The sequence below is a fragment of the Nocardia sp. TBRC8007 genome (assembly GCF_056629435.1).
In genome coordinates this window covers 22,097-40,784 of record NZ_JBWSOR010000024.1, presented here as the reverse complement: position 1 = coordinate 40,784, position 18,688 = coordinate 22,097, and the positions used below count along the sequence as shown (strand labels likewise).

Sequence of the window (18,688 nt, the reverse complement as noted above, 5' to 3'; positions counted from 1 at the left end):
GCTCAGACCACCTGCGATGGGAGTAGCGCGTTGTACACCTGGGTGATGATGACATTCACCCCGAACAGCATGATGGCGGAACTCACCACCGCGGAATTCACCGAGTTCGCGACGCCGCCGGGTCCACCCCGAGTGTTCAACCCGGTATCGCAGGCGATAATCGCCGCGAGCAGGCCGAAGATCAGCGATTTCACTAGAGCGACAAGCAAGTCGGTAGTCACCGCGAACGATGAGAAAGTGCCGACATATGAGCCCGGCGTACCGTTCTGCGCGAAGATATTGAAGATGTAGCCGGTCAGGAAGCCGACAAAAATGACGAAGCCGCACAGCAACACGCTGACCAGCATCGCGGCGCCGAGTCGAGGGGCGACCAGCCTGTGCATAGGGTCGACGCCCATCACCTTCATGGCGTCTATCTCCTCGCGGATGGTACGTGAACCGAGATCGGCACAGACCGCGGAGCCGACAGCGCCCGCGATCATCAGCGAGGTGACCAACGGCGCGCCCTGTTGAATGATACCGAGACCGTTGGCGGCGCCGATGAACGAGGTGGCACCGACCTGACCGGCGACCGACCCGACTTGAATAGAGACGATCACACCGATAGGGATAGCGACCAACAGGGTGGGGGCCGCGGAAACACTGGCCATGAATGCGCACTGCCGGATGAACTCACCGAAGGGGAAGCGCCTGCGGAAAATCGAGACGAACAACTCGGCGACAGCTGCGAAACCCATACCGATCTGGCGACCGAATGTCTCCAGCGAACGTTTCGGATGAGCATGCCAGTACGACTTCGTCCAGTCCACCGCATCACCGAACCGTGATCCTGCGGACGGACTCTCGGTCGACTGCACTGACTACCCCTCCTCGGCGCCGGTTGACTATTCCGGCGACTCGTTCGCCTGACGCACTTTACTACGCAGCAGTGCAGAGCACACCACAGATTTGTGATTACAGGCATAGATATCGCCAGCCGACTCGAAAAACGATGACGCAGTCTCCAACACGTTGGCGTAGAGCCCAAAGCAAGCGACCCACCTTTGGCATACATGACAACTCGACTGCTCGGAGCGTCCCCTATCGTCAGGATCCAGGGAATTACCGAGGAGAATGTTCATCGAAAGTCACATTTGATTCAAAGACGAACACGCCGGTTCGGCGCTGCGCCGCGCCGAACCAACGTCGACTTTCACCATTTTGATAGCAATTAGCTATTATTTTGAGCAAGTTACGTTATCGCTGAAATATGTGGAACACGGACGAAGCGTGCCACAGTTAGGAACGATCCGCAGTGGGTGACGCGCCCGAAACCGATTCCTGACACGATGAGCACGACCGATTGATATCGTGCGGGCTTCCGATCACTGGAGGGACATGTTCAGTAAACTCGCCAAGGTGGCACATGCCACCTTCGCCGTTGCTCTTGGCGCGGCACTGCTCGGTACGGGCGCAGGGGCCGCGAACGCCCAACCGGGCCCGCCGGCGGTAGGCGGTGGATCCGGGATCATCATCGACAACCAATTCGAGTGCACTGTCACAACCGTCGGCCATGACAGAGCTGGACGTCTGGTCGGGCTGACCGCAGGGCACTGCGGCGATCCCGGCTCGGTGGTCTATGCCGAAGCCGATCCTGGCGCAGGCATGATCGGCCGGTTCGCCTATTCCAATCACGAATTGGACTACGCCGTCATCCAGTTCGCGCCGGGGAAGATCACCCCGGTGAACCGTGTCGGTAACGTCACTATCACCGGTATCGGCGCGCCGGCCACCTTCCCGCAGATCGTCTGCAAGGAAGGCCGGACTACTGGCAATACCTGTGGTGTCGCCTGGGGTGACGTATTCCGGACGAATGTCGAGACCTGGAGCCAGATGTGTGTGGTGGAAGGCGACTCCGGCGCACCGGTCGTCTCCGGAACCACCCTGGTCGGCATGGTGAACGCCTATTTGGCCATCGCGTGCTTCGGACCTGAGGTCGGCACCAATATGAGCACGATCATGACCGACCTCAACGCACGCGGCGGTATCGGCGCTGGTTACACACCGATCTGAACTGGCGTCCCCGCCTGCTCCACCACTGACAATCGAGTGGCTCGAACGGAACATGTTCCGTTCGAGCCACTCGATTCGTTCCAGTCAGAATTTCTCGACGCAGACCACGAAACGACGCTCGTCGTAGACACGTCCAGTACCGCTGTCACACGTGCCGACGTCATCGGTGCCTGATCGGATCTCGATCACCTTCACGCCCTGGATGGGGAACGAGCCAGTGCAATCGATGCGCTTTGGGTCGCCACCACCGAAGTCCATGCAGCCACCGACCACCCAATCGATATCCAGACATAACGCACCCTGCTCGATACCGTTGAGGGACTCAGCATAATAGCTGTCAGCATCGCTGACGCATTGCGAGCTGTTCGATTTCTTGTCGATCACCCGGTAGTTCGAGGCACGACTGCCGCACGAAGCCCTTTCGATAGTCGCCTCGTCGACGGTTCCACCGAGGTTCACGCAGTCATCGATATCGACTTGGAAATCGATATCGGCGCCGGGGTCGCCGCTGCCGGGGGCAGGCATACCCGAGGATGGTTCCGGCGTTCCGGTCTGCGACACAGCATCCATCATCTGGTTGTCCATAGCAGGCTGCGCAATGCCATCGACGGTGGTACTGCATCCGAGTAGCGAAAACCCACCCGTGACGACGAACCCGGCGACAGCAAGTCCACCCCAGATCAGTTGACGAGACACCTACAGTCCTCCCGAGCCGCAACGCTCCGATCCCACGCCCCCGTAGGAATTCGAAGTCGCCCTATCTGCGCTTGTAACACCACGCCATGAGTACACCATGGACCGAACCCGCGTCGAGTCAGTGCGTGTCGAGATAATGTGGGCTACCTAACATATATGTGCGGATGGCCGAATCTGTCACGTCATACCCTTCGGACGCTGGTAGATCAGCTGAACGAGTTAACCTGTTGGCCAGCCCGCTAAACGGCGGTCAGGAGGTGACCATGGTTTCGGCAATGGCTGCGGACGACTTCGAGCCCACCGACTCGGCGAGCCACAAAACGGTGACACCACTGGTCGACCCGCGATTCATCCGCCTGGCGGATCAGTTCTTCGGCATGTTCGCCCAACCCGCACGCGGCGGTGGCGCACTCGCGCTCTACCTGGACGGCAGACCCGCTGTCGATATCTGGGCCGGCTGGGCGGACAAAGACCGCCGCTGGAACAGCGATACCGTCACACTGGCCTTCTCCACTGGCAAGGGCGTAGCCTCGACCGTGATACATCGGCTCGCTGAACAGGGCCTGATCAGCTATGACGTGCCAGTGGCCGAATACTGGCCAGAATTCGCCGCGCATGGCAAAGACGACATCACGGTACGCGACGTGCTCTCGCACCGAGCTGGGCTGCATCGAGTACGTGGCCTCGTCCCCGGCCGCGAAGGCATTCTGAACTATGATGCCGTAATACAAGCGCTGGCCGAGAGCCCGCCGGATCCGCGACGCATCCGCACCTCGGGATATCACGCGATCACCTTCGGCTGGCTGGTCGCCGAGATCGTGCATCGGGTAACCGGAAGTCCATTTACCGAGGTAGTACGTACCGAGATCGCCGAGCCACTCGGCTTGGACGAGTACTGGTTCCGAGTGCCGGAATCCGAACGCCACCGGATCGCCAAGATCCTACGACCCATCGGCTTGCCGGGGATCCGATGGAATACTGCCTCGTCGGTGCTTTCTTGGGTACGGCCCATGCGCGGTCTCGCCGAGGCAGGTATGCCGGAAAGCTTCGATGAGCTGGTCCACGACCCTCGGGTACACGACTCGGTGATGCCCGGCTGGAACGGCGTTTTCTCGGCACGCTCGCTGGCGCGGATGTACGGCGCGTTGGCCAACGATGGCGTGGTCTACACCAACCGACATGAGCTGGATGTCCATCGGGCCGGTTCGGCCGCCTCAGAGCACGCCGTGCGGTTCTTGGAGCCGGAGACGATCGCAGCGATCGGACAAGTGCAGCCTGCCCCGAGCCGCGACTATGTGCTCGGATTACCGCTTCGCTTCACACTCGGGTATCACCGCCCGATACTGATGTCCAAACAGCAGCCGCAGCACGCGTTCGGCCACTACGGCATCGGCGGCTCCGGCGCGTACGCTGATCCAGATCTAGGCATGTCGATCGCGTTTGTGACCAATGGGCTCGGTAGCATGCTGACCGCGCTCGGCGACGCCAGGCTCGCGCGGCTGGCGGCAACCGCACAGGCCACCGTGCTCAAGCACAAGCAGTCCGAGCGTTAGCAGAGCTTGCCGGAGAATAAGAACTCCTGACAATCTCAGGCCGATAGTCTGTCGCGCTCGTTCCTGCGGCCACTCACCGTAGCGACCGTTTCGTATCATCTGAGCCCGCTCGACAGATTTTGTGACTTCACTCACTGCGAGAAAGTAGGCGTACCCTCACCGACCGCCAGTTAGAGACCGCGTGATCTCTTAATTTTCGAAACGTTACTTGTTCGACCGGGAAATTTCCCCATACTGATACTTAGTAGAAGTTCCTGTGATGAAAACTATATCTGATACAGACGGGGCATCAGCTCGAATCACGCGCGGCTCCGGCATGCCTGAGACGGTAGGAATGGACGATGGGGCGGGCAGTCAGTACCTGCGGAGCACCCTTTCCGCTCTGCGCTGAATGAAGGATCTCGCTACCGAGCGCGGGCGAGAAGGAATGGATGAGAAACCTATGTACACAGCTTCGCACATCGCGTCACCGCCTGCTCGTTCTGCCAGAGCTGGGCGCACTCGCCGGATGCGTGAAGGCGTCCTGCTGGTCGCCGCGATCGCGGCGACCAGCATTCTGCTCGTCGCGCCTGCGCAGGCCGAACCGATTCCGGGTGTCGGCGCAGGCTCAGCCGCCATGACCACCCCTCCCGAGCCACAGCCGAATTTCGCCCCGCCCTCGATCAATATCGCCGACGGAGAGATCGTCGGCATCGCACAGCCGATCATCATCACTTTCACCGAGCCGGTGACCGATCACGCCACTGCCGAGCAGGCCATCAAGATCACATCATCGAAGTCTGCGCCAGGCCACTTCTACTGGCGTGGCGACCGGCAAGTGCGCTGGCGACCGAACGAGTTCTGGCCGGACAACACCGACGTGCGGGTGCAAGCAGGCGGCACAACCAGCTCGTTCCGGATCGGTGACGCCTTCATCACCACCGCCGACGACAATACGCACAGCATTACCATTACCCGCAATGGGAAGGTGGTGAAAGAAATGCCCACCTCGATGGGCAAGCCTGGACACGAAACCCCTAACGGCACCTATATCGTCGGCGAGCAACTACGCAGGATGATCATGGACTCGTCCACCTATGGTGTGCCGATCACCGACCCCGAGGGCTATAGGCTCGAGGTCGAATACGCGACCCGCATCTCCAATAGCGGCATCTTCGTCCACGCAGCTCCGTGGTCGGTCGGGCAGCAAGGCGTATCCAATGTCAGCCACGGTTGCCTGAACGTCAGCACCGAGAATGCCAAGTGGTTCTTCGAGAATGCGCGCAAGGGCGATCCGGTGATCGTGCAGAACACCAAAGGCGGCACATTCAGCGCAAGTGACGGGCTGGGGGATTGGAACTGACGGTTCACCAATACCGATCGATGCGAAGCAGCGCGTAACCATCGACCGCCTGAAGTAATGGGTCGCCCTGCCCGGCTAGAGCGCTACCTGGGTGATGCGCCGGAAGTTCACCTCAGCAGCGGGCAGGCGTGGCGGACCGATACATGACCGCTCACCGAGGGAAGCTCACCAGATCTTCACCCGCTGTTCCGGTTCTATGTACAGCGCGTCACCGGGCGCGACGTCGAACGCTTGATAGAAGCTGTCGATATTGCGCACTACAGCGTTGCAGCGGAACTCCGGCGGCGAATGCGGGTCGACAGCGAGCCTGCGGATGGCTTCTTCGGGCCGAGCCTTGGTGCGCCAGATCTGCGCCCACCCGTAGAACACCCGTTGCAACCCGGTGAGGCCATCGATCACCGGTGCTTCGGCGCCATTCAATGAGATCTTGTACGCCTCCAACGCGATGGAAAGCCCACCGAGATCGCCGATGTTCTCACCAATGGTGAACTCACCGTTCACGGTGTGCTCATTCGACAGGTCCTTGGGCGAGAGCACCGCATACTGGTCGATAAGCGCCACAGTCCGCTGACCGAATTCGCTGCGGTCGGCATCGGTCCACCAATCGACCATGTTGCCGTCGCCATCGTACTTCGCGCCCTGGTCGTCGAAGCCGTGGCCGATCTCGTGACCGATCACCGCACCGATGCCGCCGTAGTTGGCCGCGTCGTCGGCATTCATATCGAAGAACGGTGGTTGCAGGATGGCAGCGGGAAAGACGATCTCATTCATTCCCGGGTTGTAGTAGGCATTCACTGTCTGCGGTGTCATGAACCACTCGGCCCGATCGACCGGGCCACCGAGCTTGTTCAGTTCCCGGTCATGTTCGGCGGCATAGCCGTTGCGATAGTTGCCGACCAGGTCCGCCGGGTTGATCGTCACAGCCGAGTAGTCCCGCCAGATGTCCGGGTAGCCGATCTTGGGGGTGAACTTCTCCAGCTTGGCCAATGCGGCCTGCCGAGTGTCCTCGCCCATCCATTCCAGCTCAGCGATATTACGCCGGTAGGCCGCTTGGAGGTTGGTCACCAGCTCGACCATCCTGGCCTTGGCCTCCGGCGGAAAGTGTTCGGCTACATACATTTTGCCGACCACCTCGCCGAGCAGGTCCTGCACCAGCGCAACGCCGCGTTTCCAACGCTCCCGGTTCTCCTCGGCACCGGTGAGCGTGCGACCATAGAAATCGAAGTTTTCCTCGACCAGGGCGTCGGTCAGATACGGTGCGCGCGCACGTAGTACTCGCCATGCCACCCACAGCTGCCAGTCCTTCAGTGATTCCGCGGCCCAGACCTGTGCGAATGTACGCAGGTAATCCGGCTGCCCGACTACCAGTTCCGCGAACAATTCGGGCCCCGAGCGCTGCACGCCTTCAGCCAGCGCGCAAGTCCATATGTTCCAGTCGAATTCAGGGTTTTCCTCGACCAACGCGGCAAAAGTGGTGAGGTTGTACCTGAGCTCGGCGTCACGACGCCGAACCACGTCCCAATGCCCAGCAGCCAGCTTCTGCTCCAGGGCGAAGATCCGCTGTCCCGCGGTATCCAGTTCGTCGGGCAACAGCGCGGCGAGCTGTGAGTCCCCGGCGACCAGGGCAAACATACGATTGATATGCGTGAGGTACTTCGCGCGGATCTCGGCGTACTCGTCCTGTCGATAGTACGACTCGTCAGGTAGGCCGATCCCGGACTGGGTGGCATGTACTAGATACCGGGTGGAATTCTTGCTGTCGGTGTCGATGTAGAGGGCGACAGCACCGCCGACACCAGTGCGTTGCAACTGACCCAACAGCGCCGCGAGCGCCCCTTTGTCATCCGTTTCGGCAATCGAGGCCAATTCGGTGGCAATCGGTGCGAGCCCGGCGGTGGCCACCGTGGCGGTATCCATAAAACTGGAGTACAGATCACCGATCTTGCGGGCATCGCTGCCCGGCTCGGCGTCTGTCGCTGATGCGGCATTCCGGATGATCGCCTGGACGTCCAGCTCGGCTTGGTCGTAGAGCGCTCGGAAGGCGCCATCTACCGCGCGGTCGGCAGGAATCCGGTGCTGCGCCAGCCATTTGCCATTGACATGCGCGAACAGATCGTCCTGCACCCGTACCCTCTGATCGATGTGGGACAGATCAATACCGGAAGGGAGGCTCAGCTCGGAGGTCACGATCTACAGTATGCCGATGCACGGCGCGGCGACTCCAGTTACGGCCGATCAGAGTACCGCGCAGCAGATCAGACCGGCTCGACGAGCCGATCGAATTCGCCATCGAGCGCGCCGAGCAGGAAAGCGTCCCACTCCTCCGGGGTATAGGTAAGGGTGATTCCGCCGTGGCGCAGTGTGGTGTAACCGGTTGCGGTGGTACATGCGCTCAGTCCACCGTATGCCCGTCCTCGGGTGCGTAGGGCATCGAGGAACACGGCCCATTCAGCTACGTGGACGACGATGACGGGCTCTTCAACTGGGCGATCAACCGGGTTGCGGCGATATTTGCTATCGCGGATGAGCACCGCGTCACCATCGAACCGGACTTCGACGCATTGGTTGCCGTTGTTCGACCTGGTCGATGTGAACCAGCCGGTGCTGACCGGCTGCGCGGTGGTTGCCATGGGCAGGATTTTACACGCGGGAATAGTGCCTGATCAGGGCTAATGACTCCGTACGTGAAAGAGATTGCTCCACTGCGCGCAGATAAGCGAAGCGCAGATCCCGGATCAGCTCCGGATCGTCGACCGCGCCGCCGAATACCGCGCTCTCCGCCCAGGCGAAGGTGGGCAGTTGCTCACCTTCGAAATCGATGAGATGAAAGCTGGAGCCGCCGAGTACCGCGCCAGCGGTTGCGGTGAACGGGATCACCCGCACCGCCACAGTGTCGAGTTCCTCGATCAACTCGGCCAAGTAGTCCAACTGACCACGTAGCACATCCGGCCCTCCAGTCTGCTGCAGCAGAGTGCCCTCGCCGAACACCGCGGTCAGCTCGACCGGGTCCGCGCCACGCAATCGTCCTTGCCGCCGCATCCGAATCGCTACCAATTGCTCGATCTGAACCGGGCGGATCATGACATCAGCGCTGATCAAGGCGCGCGCGTAAGCCTCGGTCTGCAGCAGTCCCGGCACGACCAGGCTGTCGTAACTACGAATACTCTGCGCGCCGTACTCCATACCGTAAAGTCGCTGCAACTCCGGCCCGATCAGCGCCGAGGACTTGGCCCACCAGCCACGCTGTTTACTCGCCTGCAGCAGGGCGAGCAACTCCGCACGCTCCTCAGGCTCCACCTCGAGCAATTCGAGCACCGGACCGATGGTGTTGGTCGTGAGTACGCGCCTGCCATTTTCCACATGCGACCAGTTGGCCGGGGTGAAACCCACTCGCTTGGCGAAGCCCGCGGAGTCGAAGCCGCGCAGTTCACGCAGTTCACGCAGGCGAAGCACCAGCTCCCAGCGGGCGACAGTGGGTGAAACAGGTGCCATGTGCGGGGATGCTACGCCAACTCGACTGGCCGCAACCGTTGACTATTGTCAGTGTAGATTTTCAGAACTATTGTCAATGCAAGCGATCGGTTCTTCCGAGTACACGATCCCCGCAACGAAGCGAGGTTGGTCGTTATGAGCACTTCCCGCATCGAATCAGATAGCTCGAATACACCGATGGATTTCCCAGCACTCCAGGATGCATTCACTTGGTGCAGACACTATCGCGAGGACAATGGATTGTACGGCTTCGTGGACCCGACACTGGGGCGCATCATGTTGGAAGTCGGCTCGGTGGGAGCTGTTGTCATGCCGATTCCGATCGGACGAAAGGTGCATGAGCGGCTGATCTCTGGCGCCGAACCTCGCCCTGGGCCGATCATCGCGCATCCACGTTCACAACGCTGGACCTTCCTGACCGGCCCCACCGACAACTCATATCTGGATATCCAGCTATTCGCCGTCCTTTTCCGACACTGTGCCGCAATCGCACTGCCTGGTAGTCACATCGTGCTGCCCTCGCCCGCTGATGAAAGCGGCGGCTACCGGACCTGGGCCGTGGCGCCCGACCGCGACTTCCGTCGCGAGTTCGCCGAAGTGATCGCCACAACCAGGGCATGCGTCGCGGCTACTGGGGAGCAGGCGCAGGTGCTGGAGTAAGCGTGAGGTTGTATTGGTCCTGCAGCTTCTGATTCCACTCGTGCTCGCACTGCTTGATCGCGGTCTGATCGTTACCCGCCTTGCTCATGCAGTCCACGAAGTCCTTGCCGCCGGAGTCGACGAAAAAGCTGTAGCCCACGATGATGATCAGGGTCGCGGCGACAAGACTCAACACGCCGAGGATCAGACCGGCGATCGCCATGCCAGTCCCGCCCGCAGTGCCTGCGCGAGCCTTGAACAGAACGACCAAGGCGATGATGATGGCCAGAACACCGAAGAGGTAGCCGCCGACAATCGTCCAGCTGCCTAATAATCCGATAACACCGAGCACCAAAGCGGTGATCGCCAGGCCCTTGTTCTTGGGTGACTCCTGCCAATAGCCGGGTTGCCCCGGCGGCGGATACTGACCAGGCGGCGGATACTGACCAGGCGGCGGATACTGACCAGGCGGCGGATACTGACCAGAGGGCGGATACTGCGACATGGAGTTTCCTCTCCGTGGTGTCTCACGATGCTCGATCGGACAAGTAGCCCGCAGGTACGCGGCAGTCACTTGATGACCGCGCTCCTGGGGTGGGCCATGCCGTGAAACGGCTACTGCGCACCCAATCGAGCGTGCATCTCCCACACCAGGATCTCCGATGCCTGCCTCACCACCACACGCTGACCACCGGTTCTGGTCAAACGCACTGCGTCGCCCCCATAGAGCAGGCCGACACCTTCCATTTCGACCTGGCCATGGGCGACGAACACATGCAGGTATGGGGCGTCAGGCAGTTCGATCAACTGCTCCACACCCGACTCCACCCCCGCTGTACGCGCCACGTGCAGTGCCGAATGACTACTGTTGATGGTGATAGCGGTCCGATCGCGGTAGTGCGGCAGACCCGAGGCGACTGTGACCAATCCACCGCGAGCCAGCTCATCATCGATTTCCAGCTGTTCATAGCCGGGAGTGAGGCCGGGCTCATCGGGCACCACCCACATCTGCACGAAGTGCACAGGCTCGTCGTGCGCACGAGCACGACCGTCCATCCGCCACGAATCGTTTTTCTCCGAGTGCAGGATTCCGGTGCCCGCGCTCATTCTCTGCGCGAGCCCAGGGTAGATAACGCCACTGTGACCCAGCGAATCCTGGTGTACGAGGCTGCCGCCGAGTACCCAGGTGACGATCTCCATGTCCCGATGCGGATGAGTGTCGAAGCCCTGCCCAGGGGAGACGGTGTCTTCATTGTTGACCAGCAGCAGACCGTGATGAGTGTTAGCAGGATCATAATGTTCCCCGAAAGAAAACGAATGCTTCGAATCCAACCAGGAGACTCGCGTCTTCATGCGGTCACCGCCACGGTGAACATCGATATGTGGTGTCGTGAGTGCGGACATTGTGGTCCTCCTCTCGGAACCGTGCACTGATCGCCGTTCGGATATACGCACTTCCATCGCAGTGCTCCACATTCCTAGTAAACTGAGCTGCACTCAGCATTTTACGTGACCGACCAGGAAATGAACGGGAGGCAAGCAGAACCTCCTGGCAGAAGCATCTCCGAACATCAAGCGCCACAAGAAGAGCCAACGGAAGAACAGGCGCCATGAACTGGAAAGTTCACCAGGGATGGAAGGTGGCTCCGTGCTGAAGCCACCTACATTTTCGCGGTGGCGCGTTCGGTGAGACAGGCTACAAGCGGTCGCTCGACTCACCTACGCCTATCACGATCGTATGTACGCAAGCTCAGCGAGCGCACCGAATCAAGCCGCGATATTCGCCGGGTAAGTAGCGCGAAAACTTCAGGAACATCCGCGATATCTATGACAGTGATATCCGATATAGCCGGAAAACGCAGTACGCTCGCGGACGTGTCGACTGGTCACGCCGAAAACCTCACTGCCATACAGCAAGGGCAGGCCGGGCTGCGCGCCACGCTGCGGCAAAACCCAGGTGTTTCTCGGCTGGCCGTGGTGCGATTCTCCGGGCAGCTCGGTGACGGAATGTTCCAAGCGGCATTTTCGGGCGCGATCCTGTTCAACCCCGAACGACAGACCGACCCACTGGCTATCGCGGCGGGCTTCGCAGTGCTGCTACTGCCGTATTCGCTGATCGGACCATACGCGGGTGCGCTGCTGGACCGTTGGGATCGGCGCACTGTGCTACTGACTGCCAATGTCCTGCGCGCGATCTCGATCGCCATGGTGAGCATGGGGTTGCTCGCCGGGATCGGCGAGTCGGCACTGCTGGTACTGGCTCTTGCCGTGGTAGGTATCAGTCGGTTCGTCATGGCCGGCGTGTCCGCTGCGCTGCCGCAAGTCCTGGCCCAGGCTTGGCTGGTGCCGATGAACTCGGTGTTCGCCACGGTAGCCTCCGGATGTGCCGGGCTCGGCGCGGCCATCGCGATGGGGCTGATCGGGCTGATCGGAGCCGGAGATTTCGCTTCGGCGCTCGCGGTCGCGATCAGCGGCGCCGGATCGGTACTCGGTGCGGTGATAGCAGCCGGGTTCCGGCCACATGCGCTCGGTCCTGTATCCGATACTGCGGCGGAAAAGAACGCAATGCGCTCGATCGCCACCGGATTACGCACCGGAGCCCTGGCGGTCTGGGAGTCTGTTCCGGTCACGACGACGATGTCCGGGATCGGCACACACCGGATCGTCTTCGGAGCGAATACGCTCATTATGGTTTTGGTGCTACGGCATAGCTCGACGCACGGCTTCGAGCTCGACAGTGGTCTCGTCGGTTTCGGTGTCGCCATTGCCGCCACTGCGGCGGGCATGCTCGTGGCTGCCATCGTGACACCACTGCTCACCCCCCGGTTGGGACGGCCGCGTACGGTCGTCGTCGGCCTGATCACCGCAATGCTGGTGCAACTGACGCTGGTCACGCCAGTCGCGTTCGCCGACTCAGATGCCGAGCTATCGCGCGCGCATCAACTCCTGCTGGTTGGTGCGTTCCTATTGGGCCTGGCCGGACAAACGATCAAGTTGACCGGTGACGCCTCGATGCAGATCGATATCGATGACGCGCGGCGTGGCCAGGTTTTCGCACTGCAAGACACTGTCTTCAACATCGCGTTCGTGCTGGCGATCTCGATTACGGCATTGGTCGTTCCGGACGATGGACACGCGCCGGTGGTGGTCCTGGCCTGCGCCGCGATCTACGCTGCGGGAATCGCGGCCGTCACACTGAACACGCGGCGCGCGAAGCATATCCGATGAACAGCTGGACACTGATTCCACTATGGGATGACCTGTGGATTCCGCATCCCACGCTTGCCTGCTGCACTCCGGTAAGTTGACTCGCCTGCGGCCGATCGACAGGAGGCATCACGACATGGTTTCTCCGGTGAACAACCTCGACGCGGTACGAAAAAGGCTGGATTCGTGGCAGACTCGGCCGACCGATGGTCACCCAACCGCCGGATGGCCACCGGCCGCCCCGAAATGATGTGCGCATCCGGAATCCGTCTTCTCCGGATACCAGCGCTGTGGGTTGTACTGCTCGCCGAGGCTCTCACTGTGCCGATACCAGCCGCGCAAGCCGCTCCCTTCCCATGGGCACCGCTGCCGGTGAACAGTTGCGGCGAGATCGGGTTCGACCCGCTCAATCGTGCACCGGACCCTGTGCAACCACCTGCGCCGCCACTGCCACCCCATATCGATATACCGGTACCGATCCCGGAGTTCACCCCAGTTCCAGTACCCGACCCGCCACCGGACAACACACGGATCGACCCCGACCCGCTGCCTGCCGATCCATGCGCCGATCCATGCCCCGATATCCGTGAAAGCCCCGAGCCCGAGTCGCATCTCGCCTCCGACGCCGGCACCGAGGCGGCAGCCGCCTCGGGTTCCGGCACCGACTCAGGTTCCAGCAATCCGATCCTGCTGCCACGTATCGAGTTCCGGCCGGAAATAGAGCCGATTCCGATCCCGCTCTCGGTACCCGGCGGCCCTGAGATAGAAGCGCAGCCCGCTCCGGCACAGATGACGCGTCCGATCGAGCCAGGTCCGCGCGCGGCGCCGGTGCCCGTGTCGAACGTCGAAACAGTGCGACTGGTCGATCAGGTGACCGGGCATGGCTCACCCAACCGTACCGACGTGCGCTGGCAGGTCGACGGCACCGACCTCGGACTGATGTGGGAGACAGCACCGGGCAAGATCGCCGTGGTTTTCGGTGATACCTTCGGTAAGGGCTGGTCCAGCGGCGGGGCGGGCCAGGACGACCAGGACTGGCGCAGCAATGTCATCGCTTTCAGCACTGATCGCGATCTGTCGGACGGTCTGACACTGGACACCTTCGTACAGGACAATCGATGCCACGCGGCGGAAATCCTGGCCAGCCGCAAGATCAGGAATTGGGAGACCACCACTATTCCTACCTCCGGCTTCGCACTCGGGAGCAGGCAGTATCTCAGCTATATGTCAGTGAACCGGTGGAGTCGTATCCCCGGCATGTGGTGGACCAATTACGGTGGGATCGCCTACTCCGATGACCACGGGCATACCTGGAAGAAAGACCAGCACGCCAGGTGGGGCAACTCATTCGGCCTCGGCACGTTCCAGGTGGCCGCCATGGTGCCACAGGGCGACTACGTCTATATGTTCGGCACGCCTAATGGGCGCATAGGCATGATCGGACTGGCCCGAGTACCTGCGGAAGATGTGCTGAACAAATCCGCCTACCAGTATTGGGTGGGCGGCGACTGGGTACCAGCGGCCGAACACAGAGCCACCCCATTGGTGTTCGGTATAGCCAGTGAGCTGTCGGTGCGCTACGACCAGCAAACTGGTCGGTGGCAGATGGTCTACTTGGATCCAGCCAGGAGCGCGATCGTGCTGCGCACTGCGGCGAGCCCGCAAGGTGCGTGGACGGATGCGATACCGCTGGTCTCCACCATCGACTACCCGAAATCCTATGGTGGGTTCATCCATCCGTGGTCGACGAGTGAGGATCTGTATTTCACGCTCTCTGAATGGGACAGCTACAACGTGTATCTCATGCATGCCCGGCTGGCTCCGCCGCGCTGACGATGCCGGGCACCCTGTGCCATGAATCCGCGACGGCACTGGCCGATGCGGTGAACCACCATTGGTATTGTGCGCGATGTGATCGACCGGTGTGGCGGCGCAGAACGGGAGTCCTCTGCGACCAAGACAGACGCGACGACATCCGATGCTCCGCGACCGGGGTGGCAGTTCTGGATCGACCGAGGTGGCACCTTTACCGATATCGTTGCTCGGCGACCGGACGGCGAGCTCGTTACGCATAAACTCCTGTCGGAGAACCCAGCGCGTTACGCCGATCCCGCGGTCGCCGGAATCCGGGAGATTCTCGCTACCGCAACCGCGGGCACTGACGTCGAGCATCGGATCGACGCGGTCCGGATGGGAACCACGGTCGCCACCAATGCCCTGTTGGAACGTAAAGGGGAACGCACAGTCCTCGTGATCACCCGAGGCTTTCGCGACGCCCTGCGGATCGCTTACCAGAATCGTCCGCAGATCTTCGCCCGCGAGATCGTACTGCCGGAGCTGTTATACGAGCAGGTCATCGAGGTGGATGAACGGATACTGGCCGACGGCACGGTGCTGCGACCTCCAGACCTCGGTACCCTCGCCACCGAGCTGAAGCAAATACACGAACAGGGCATTCGCGCTGTCGCCGTGGTGTGCATGCACAGCCACCTCTATCCCGCGCACGAACAAGCCATCGGCCGAGTCGCCAGTGCACTCGGCTTCCCGCAGATCTCGCTGTCCAGCGAAGTGAGCCCTTTGATGAAGCTCGTACCACGAGGGGACACCACCGTGGTGGACGCCTACCTCTCACCGGTACTGCGCCGCTATGTCGAGCAGGTCGCCGATCAGCTCGCCGGGGTGCGGCTGATGTTCATGCAATCCAACGGAGGCCTCACCGAAGCCGGGAAATTCCGAGGTAAGGATGCCATCCTGTCCGGCCCCGCCGGCGGTATCGTCGGCATGGTCCGGATGTCGCAGCTCGCCGGATACAACCGGATCATCGGCTTCGATATGGGCGGAACCTCCACCGACGTCTCACATTTCGCAGGCGAGTACGAGCGGGTGTTCACCACACAGCTCGCCGGGGTGCGGCTCCGTGCCCCGATGCTGGATATCCACACAGTCGCGGCCGGTGGTGGTTCTATCCTGCATTTCGACGGCAGCCGCTACCGTGTCGGGCCTGATTCCGCGGGCGCCGTACCCGGACCGGCCTGCTACCGCAGCGGCGGACCGCTGACCGTCACCGATGCCAACGTGATGCTAGGCCGTATCCAGTCCGCGCACTTCCCGCATGTTTTCGGCGCAGACGGCAACGAACCACTCGATCACGAGCTGATCGGCGCCCGGTTCACTGAGCTGGCCGCCGAGATCGCCGAATGCACCGGGGACGATCGCACACCAGAGCAAGTCGCCGAAGGCTACCTGCAGATCGCCGTCGCCAATATCGCAGGTGCCATCAAGCGGATCTCTGTGCAGAAAGGCCACGATGTCACCCGGTACGCGCTGACCACATTCGGTGGCGCCGGCGGCCAGCTCGCCTGCGCGGTAGCCGATTCCCTCGGTATCAGGACCGTCCTCGTCCCTCCGATGGCCGGTGTGCTTTCCGCACTCGGCATAGGGCTGGCCGACACAACAGCTATGCGAGAACAGTCCCTGGAATTGCCGCTGCTACCAGAATCCATGCCGCGCGTCAGCGCTACCGCCGACATACTGGAGGCCGCCGCCCGTACGGAATTATCGGCCGAAGGCCTGACCGAACAACGGATCCGCGTGGTCCGGCGAGCCCAGCTGCGCTATGACGGCACCGATACCGCCCTCACCGTGCGGCTCACCGACCCAGTCGAGATGACAAGGGAATTCGAGGAACACCATCGCGCCACATATTCCTTCACGCTGCAGCGCCCCATTGTTATCGAAGCCCTCTCCGTCGAGGCGACCTACCGCACCGAACCACCTGAATTGTCCGCCCGCACTACTGCCCGCGAGAAGAGGACGGAACCGGAGACTGTTCGCCTGCATACCGGTGGCGACTGGCGAGAGGTACTGCTGTATCGACGTGCGGAATTGGTACCAGGCCAGACCGTATCCGGGCCCACCGTGCTCGCCGAGGCCAATGCCACCACCGTGGTCGACGAGGGCTGGCAAGCGACCGTGAACGACATCGGACACCTGATCATGGAGCGGGCAACCATAGCAGTGGGACCAGAAGCGGGCACCGAAGCGGATCCCGTCCTCTTGGAAGTCTTCAACAACCTGTTCATGTCCATCGCCGAGCAAATGGGCGCGCGTCTGGAATCGACTGCTCAGTCGGTCAATATCAAAGAGCGCTTGGACTTCTCGTGTGCGTTGTTCGACCCCGACGGCAATCTTGTCGCCAACGCGCCACATATCCCGGTTCATCTCGGCTCCATGGGCACCAGTGTCAAGGAAGTCATCCGGCGGCGGACATGTGCGCGGCATTCTGCCGATCAAGACCGGGAGACTATGCGCCCCGGCGACAGCTACGCGGTCAACGACCCCTATCACGGCGGCACACACTTGCCGGACATCACAGTGATCACGCCGGTGTTCGACTCGGCAGGCAGAGAGATCCTCTTCTATGTCGCCTCTCGCGGTCATCATGCCGAAATCGGCGGTATCGCGCCGGGCTCCATGCCTGCCGACAGCCACCGCATCGAGGAAGAGGGAGTAGTCTTCGACAACTGGCTGCTCGTCGAGAACGGCGGGTTCCGGGAAGAGGAGACCTACCGGCTACTTACCGAAGCGCCATATCCGTCCCGCAACCCGTCTACCAATCTCGCAGACTTGCGTGCACAGATCGCGGCCAACGCCAAGGGGGTCGAAGAGGTCCAGAAGATGATCGAGCACTTCGGGCTCGACGTTGTCGAGGCATATATGCGCCATGTCCAAGACAATGCCGAAGAGTCGGTGCGCCGGGTCATCGAGTCGCTCGACGACGGCTCGTACTCCTACGAGACCGACCTAGGAGCCGTCATCCGGGTTCGGGTCACAGTGGATCGAGAAGAGCGCAGCGCCACGATCGATTTCACCGGAACATCGGCACAGCTGCACGGTAATTTCAACGCGCCCTACGCGGTTGCCAATGCGGCAGTCCTATACGTCTTCCGCACTCTGGTCGCCGATGATATCCCGCTCAACGACGGCTGCCTGCGTCCGTTGCGGATAGTCGTGCCACCCGGATCCATGCTCGCTCCCGAACCTCCCGCTGCCGTCGTCGCAGGCAATGTCGAGACTTCTCAGGCGATCACCGGCGCGCTGTACGCGGCGCTCGGGGTGCAGGCCGAGGGTTCCGGCACCATGAACAACATCACCTTCGGCAATGACCGCAGCCAGTATTACGAAACCATCGGCTCCGGTTCCGGCGCGGGAAACGGCTTCTCCGGCACCAGCGTGGTCCAGACTCATATGACGAACTCGCGGCTCACCGACCCGGAAGTTCTCGAATGGCGCCTGCCCGTGGTGCTGGAGGAGTTCTCGGTACGCACAGGCAGTGGAGGGGCCGGGCGCTGGCATGGCGGGGACGGCGCGGTGCGCCGCCTGCGTTTCACCGAACCGGTATCGGTCTCCACCTTGACGAGTCACCGTAGGGTCCCACCGTACGGCATGGCGGGCGGTGAGCCGGGGATGCCGGGCCACAACCAGATCGAACGCTCCGACAATACCGTCACGCATTTACGCGGCGCAGACTCCGCACAGCTGAAACCAGGGGATGTACTGCGGATCGAAACACCAGGAGGTGGCGGATACGGGCGTTGTCCAACATTCGAAGACAGTCTCGCGCCCGCAGGCGAAAACTGACGCGATACACCCGAACCACCGTATAGCGCGATAGCGACGCACTCCTGCGGCAAGTACGCTCTGTCCG

The 18,688-nt window shown here is 61.5% G+C and carries 14 protein-coding genes; 7 read left to right on the top strand and 7 right to left on the bottom strand.

What is annotated here, in order from left to right; translation table 11 throughout:
- Positions 1 to 2: 2 nt before the first annotated feature.
- Positions 3 to 857, bottom strand: coding sequence for an MlaE family ABC transporter permease (locus ACX4ZE_RS16760; RefSeq protein ID WP_480274372.1), 855 nt, complete (start codon positions 855 to 857; stop codon positions 3 to 5).
- 520 nt (positions 858 to 1,377) lie between these two features.
- Here ACX4ZE_RS16760 and ACX4ZE_RS16755 point away from each other — a divergent pair.
- A complete protein-coding gene (locus ACX4ZE_RS16755; protein ID WP_480274371.1) occupies positions 1,378 to 2,052 on the top strand; it encodes a S1 family peptidase in 675 nt (224 codons plus the stop codon).
- An 84-nt stretch (positions 2,053 to 2,136) separates the two neighbouring features.
- Here ACX4ZE_RS16755 and lppU read toward each other — a convergent pair whose 3' ends face one another.
- Complete coding sequence (gene lppU / locus ACX4ZE_RS16750; protein WP_480274370.1) at positions 2,137 to 2,748, bottom strand: LppU family putative lipoprotein; 612 nt, start codon at positions 2,746 to 2,748, stop codon at positions 2,137 to 2,139.
- Positions 2,749 to 3,023: 275 nt separating this feature from the next.
- On the opposite strand from lppU, the gene ACX4ZE_RS16745 reads away from it, so the two are divergent.
- The gene (locus ACX4ZE_RS16745; protein ID WP_480274395.1) at positions 3,024 to 4,301 is read left to right on the top strand and encodes a serine hydrolase domain-containing protein; all 1,278 of its coding nucleotides are present in this window, start codon (positions 3,024 to 3,026) and stop codon (positions 4,299 to 4,301) included.
- Between the two features lie 508 nt (positions 4,302 to 4,809).
- The gene (locus tag ACX4ZE_RS16740; RefSeq protein ID WP_480274369.1) at positions 4,810 to 5,643 is read left to right on the top strand and encodes a L,D-transpeptidase; all 834 of its coding nucleotides are present in this window, start codon (positions 4,810 to 4,812) and stop codon (positions 5,641 to 5,643) included.
- A 165-nt stretch (positions 5,644 to 5,808) separates the two neighbouring features.
- Here the strand turns inward: ACX4ZE_RS16740 and ACX4ZE_RS16735 are convergent, their stop codons facing one another.
- The 3 genes from ACX4ZE_RS16735 to ACX4ZE_RS16725 form a co-directional block, all read right to left on the bottom strand.
- A complete protein-coding gene (locus tag ACX4ZE_RS16735) occupies positions 5,809 to 7,830 on the bottom strand; it encodes a M13 family metallopeptidase (RefSeq protein WP_480274368.1) in 2,022 nt (673 codons plus the stop codon).
- Positions 7,831 to 7,898: 68 nt separating this feature from the next.
- Positions 7,899 to 8,273: a DUF397 domain-containing protein gene (locus ACX4ZE_RS16730; RefSeq protein WP_480274367.1), complete on the bottom strand. Its 375-nt coding sequence runs from the start codon at positions 8,271 to 8,273 to the stop codon at positions 7,899 to 7,901.
- Positions 8,274 to 8,283: 10 nt separating this feature from the next.
- Positions 8,284 to 9,135, bottom strand: coding sequence for a DUF5753 domain-containing protein (locus tag ACX4ZE_RS16725; RefSeq protein ID WP_480274366.1), 852 nt, complete (start codon positions 9,133 to 9,135; stop codon positions 8,284 to 8,286).
- A 135-nt stretch (positions 9,136 to 9,270) separates the two neighbouring features.
- Here ACX4ZE_RS16725 and ACX4ZE_RS16720 point away from each other — a divergent pair, with 135 nt between their 5' ends.
- Positions 9,271 to 9,795, top strand: coding sequence for a hypothetical protein (locus ACX4ZE_RS16720; RefSeq protein ID WP_480274365.1), 525 nt, complete (start codon positions 9,271 to 9,273; stop codon positions 9,793 to 9,795).
- Here the strand turns inward: ACX4ZE_RS16720 and ACX4ZE_RS16715 are convergent.
- Together ACX4ZE_RS16715 and ACX4ZE_RS16710 are read right to left on the bottom strand one after the other, a co-directional pair.
- Positions 9,764 to 10,279, bottom strand: coding sequence for a DUF4190 domain-containing protein (locus ACX4ZE_RS16715; protein ID WP_480274364.1), 516 nt, complete (start codon positions 10,277 to 10,279; stop codon positions 9,764 to 9,766). The genes ACX4ZE_RS16720 and ACX4ZE_RS16715 overlap by 32 nt on opposite strands.
- Before the next feature lie 110 nt (positions 10,280 to 10,389).
- On the bottom strand, positions 10,390 to 11,178 hold the full coding sequence (locus ACX4ZE_RS16710; protein WP_480274363.1) for a pirin family protein: 789 nt from the start codon (positions 11,176 to 11,178) through the stop codon (positions 10,390 to 10,392).
- Positions 11,179 to 11,649: 471 nt separating this feature from the next.
- Here ACX4ZE_RS16710 and ACX4ZE_RS16705 point away from each other — a divergent pair, with 471 nt between their 5' ends.
- The 3 genes from ACX4ZE_RS16705 to ACX4ZE_RS16695 all read left to right on the top strand — a co-directional run bounded on the left by ACX4ZE_RS16705 (position 11,650) and on the right by ACX4ZE_RS16695 (position 18,621).
- Positions 11,650 to 13,002, top strand: coding sequence for an MFS transporter (locus ACX4ZE_RS16705; protein WP_480274362.1), 1,353 nt, complete (start codon positions 11,650 to 11,652; stop codon positions 13,000 to 13,002).
- Positions 13,003 to 13,230: 228 nt separating this feature from the next.
- Positions 13,231 to 14,814: a DUF4185 domain-containing protein gene (locus ACX4ZE_RS16700; protein WP_480274394.1), complete on the top strand. Its 1,584-nt coding sequence runs from the start codon at positions 13,231 to 13,233 to the stop codon at positions 14,812 to 14,814.
- A 174-nt stretch (positions 14,815 to 14,988) separates the two neighbouring features.
- Entirely contained in the window at positions 14,989 to 18,621 is a 3,633-nt protein-coding gene (locus tag ACX4ZE_RS16695; RefSeq protein ID WP_480274393.1) for a hydantoinase B/oxoprolinase family protein, read from the top strand.
- Positions 18,622 to 18,688 lie beyond the last annotated feature (67 nt).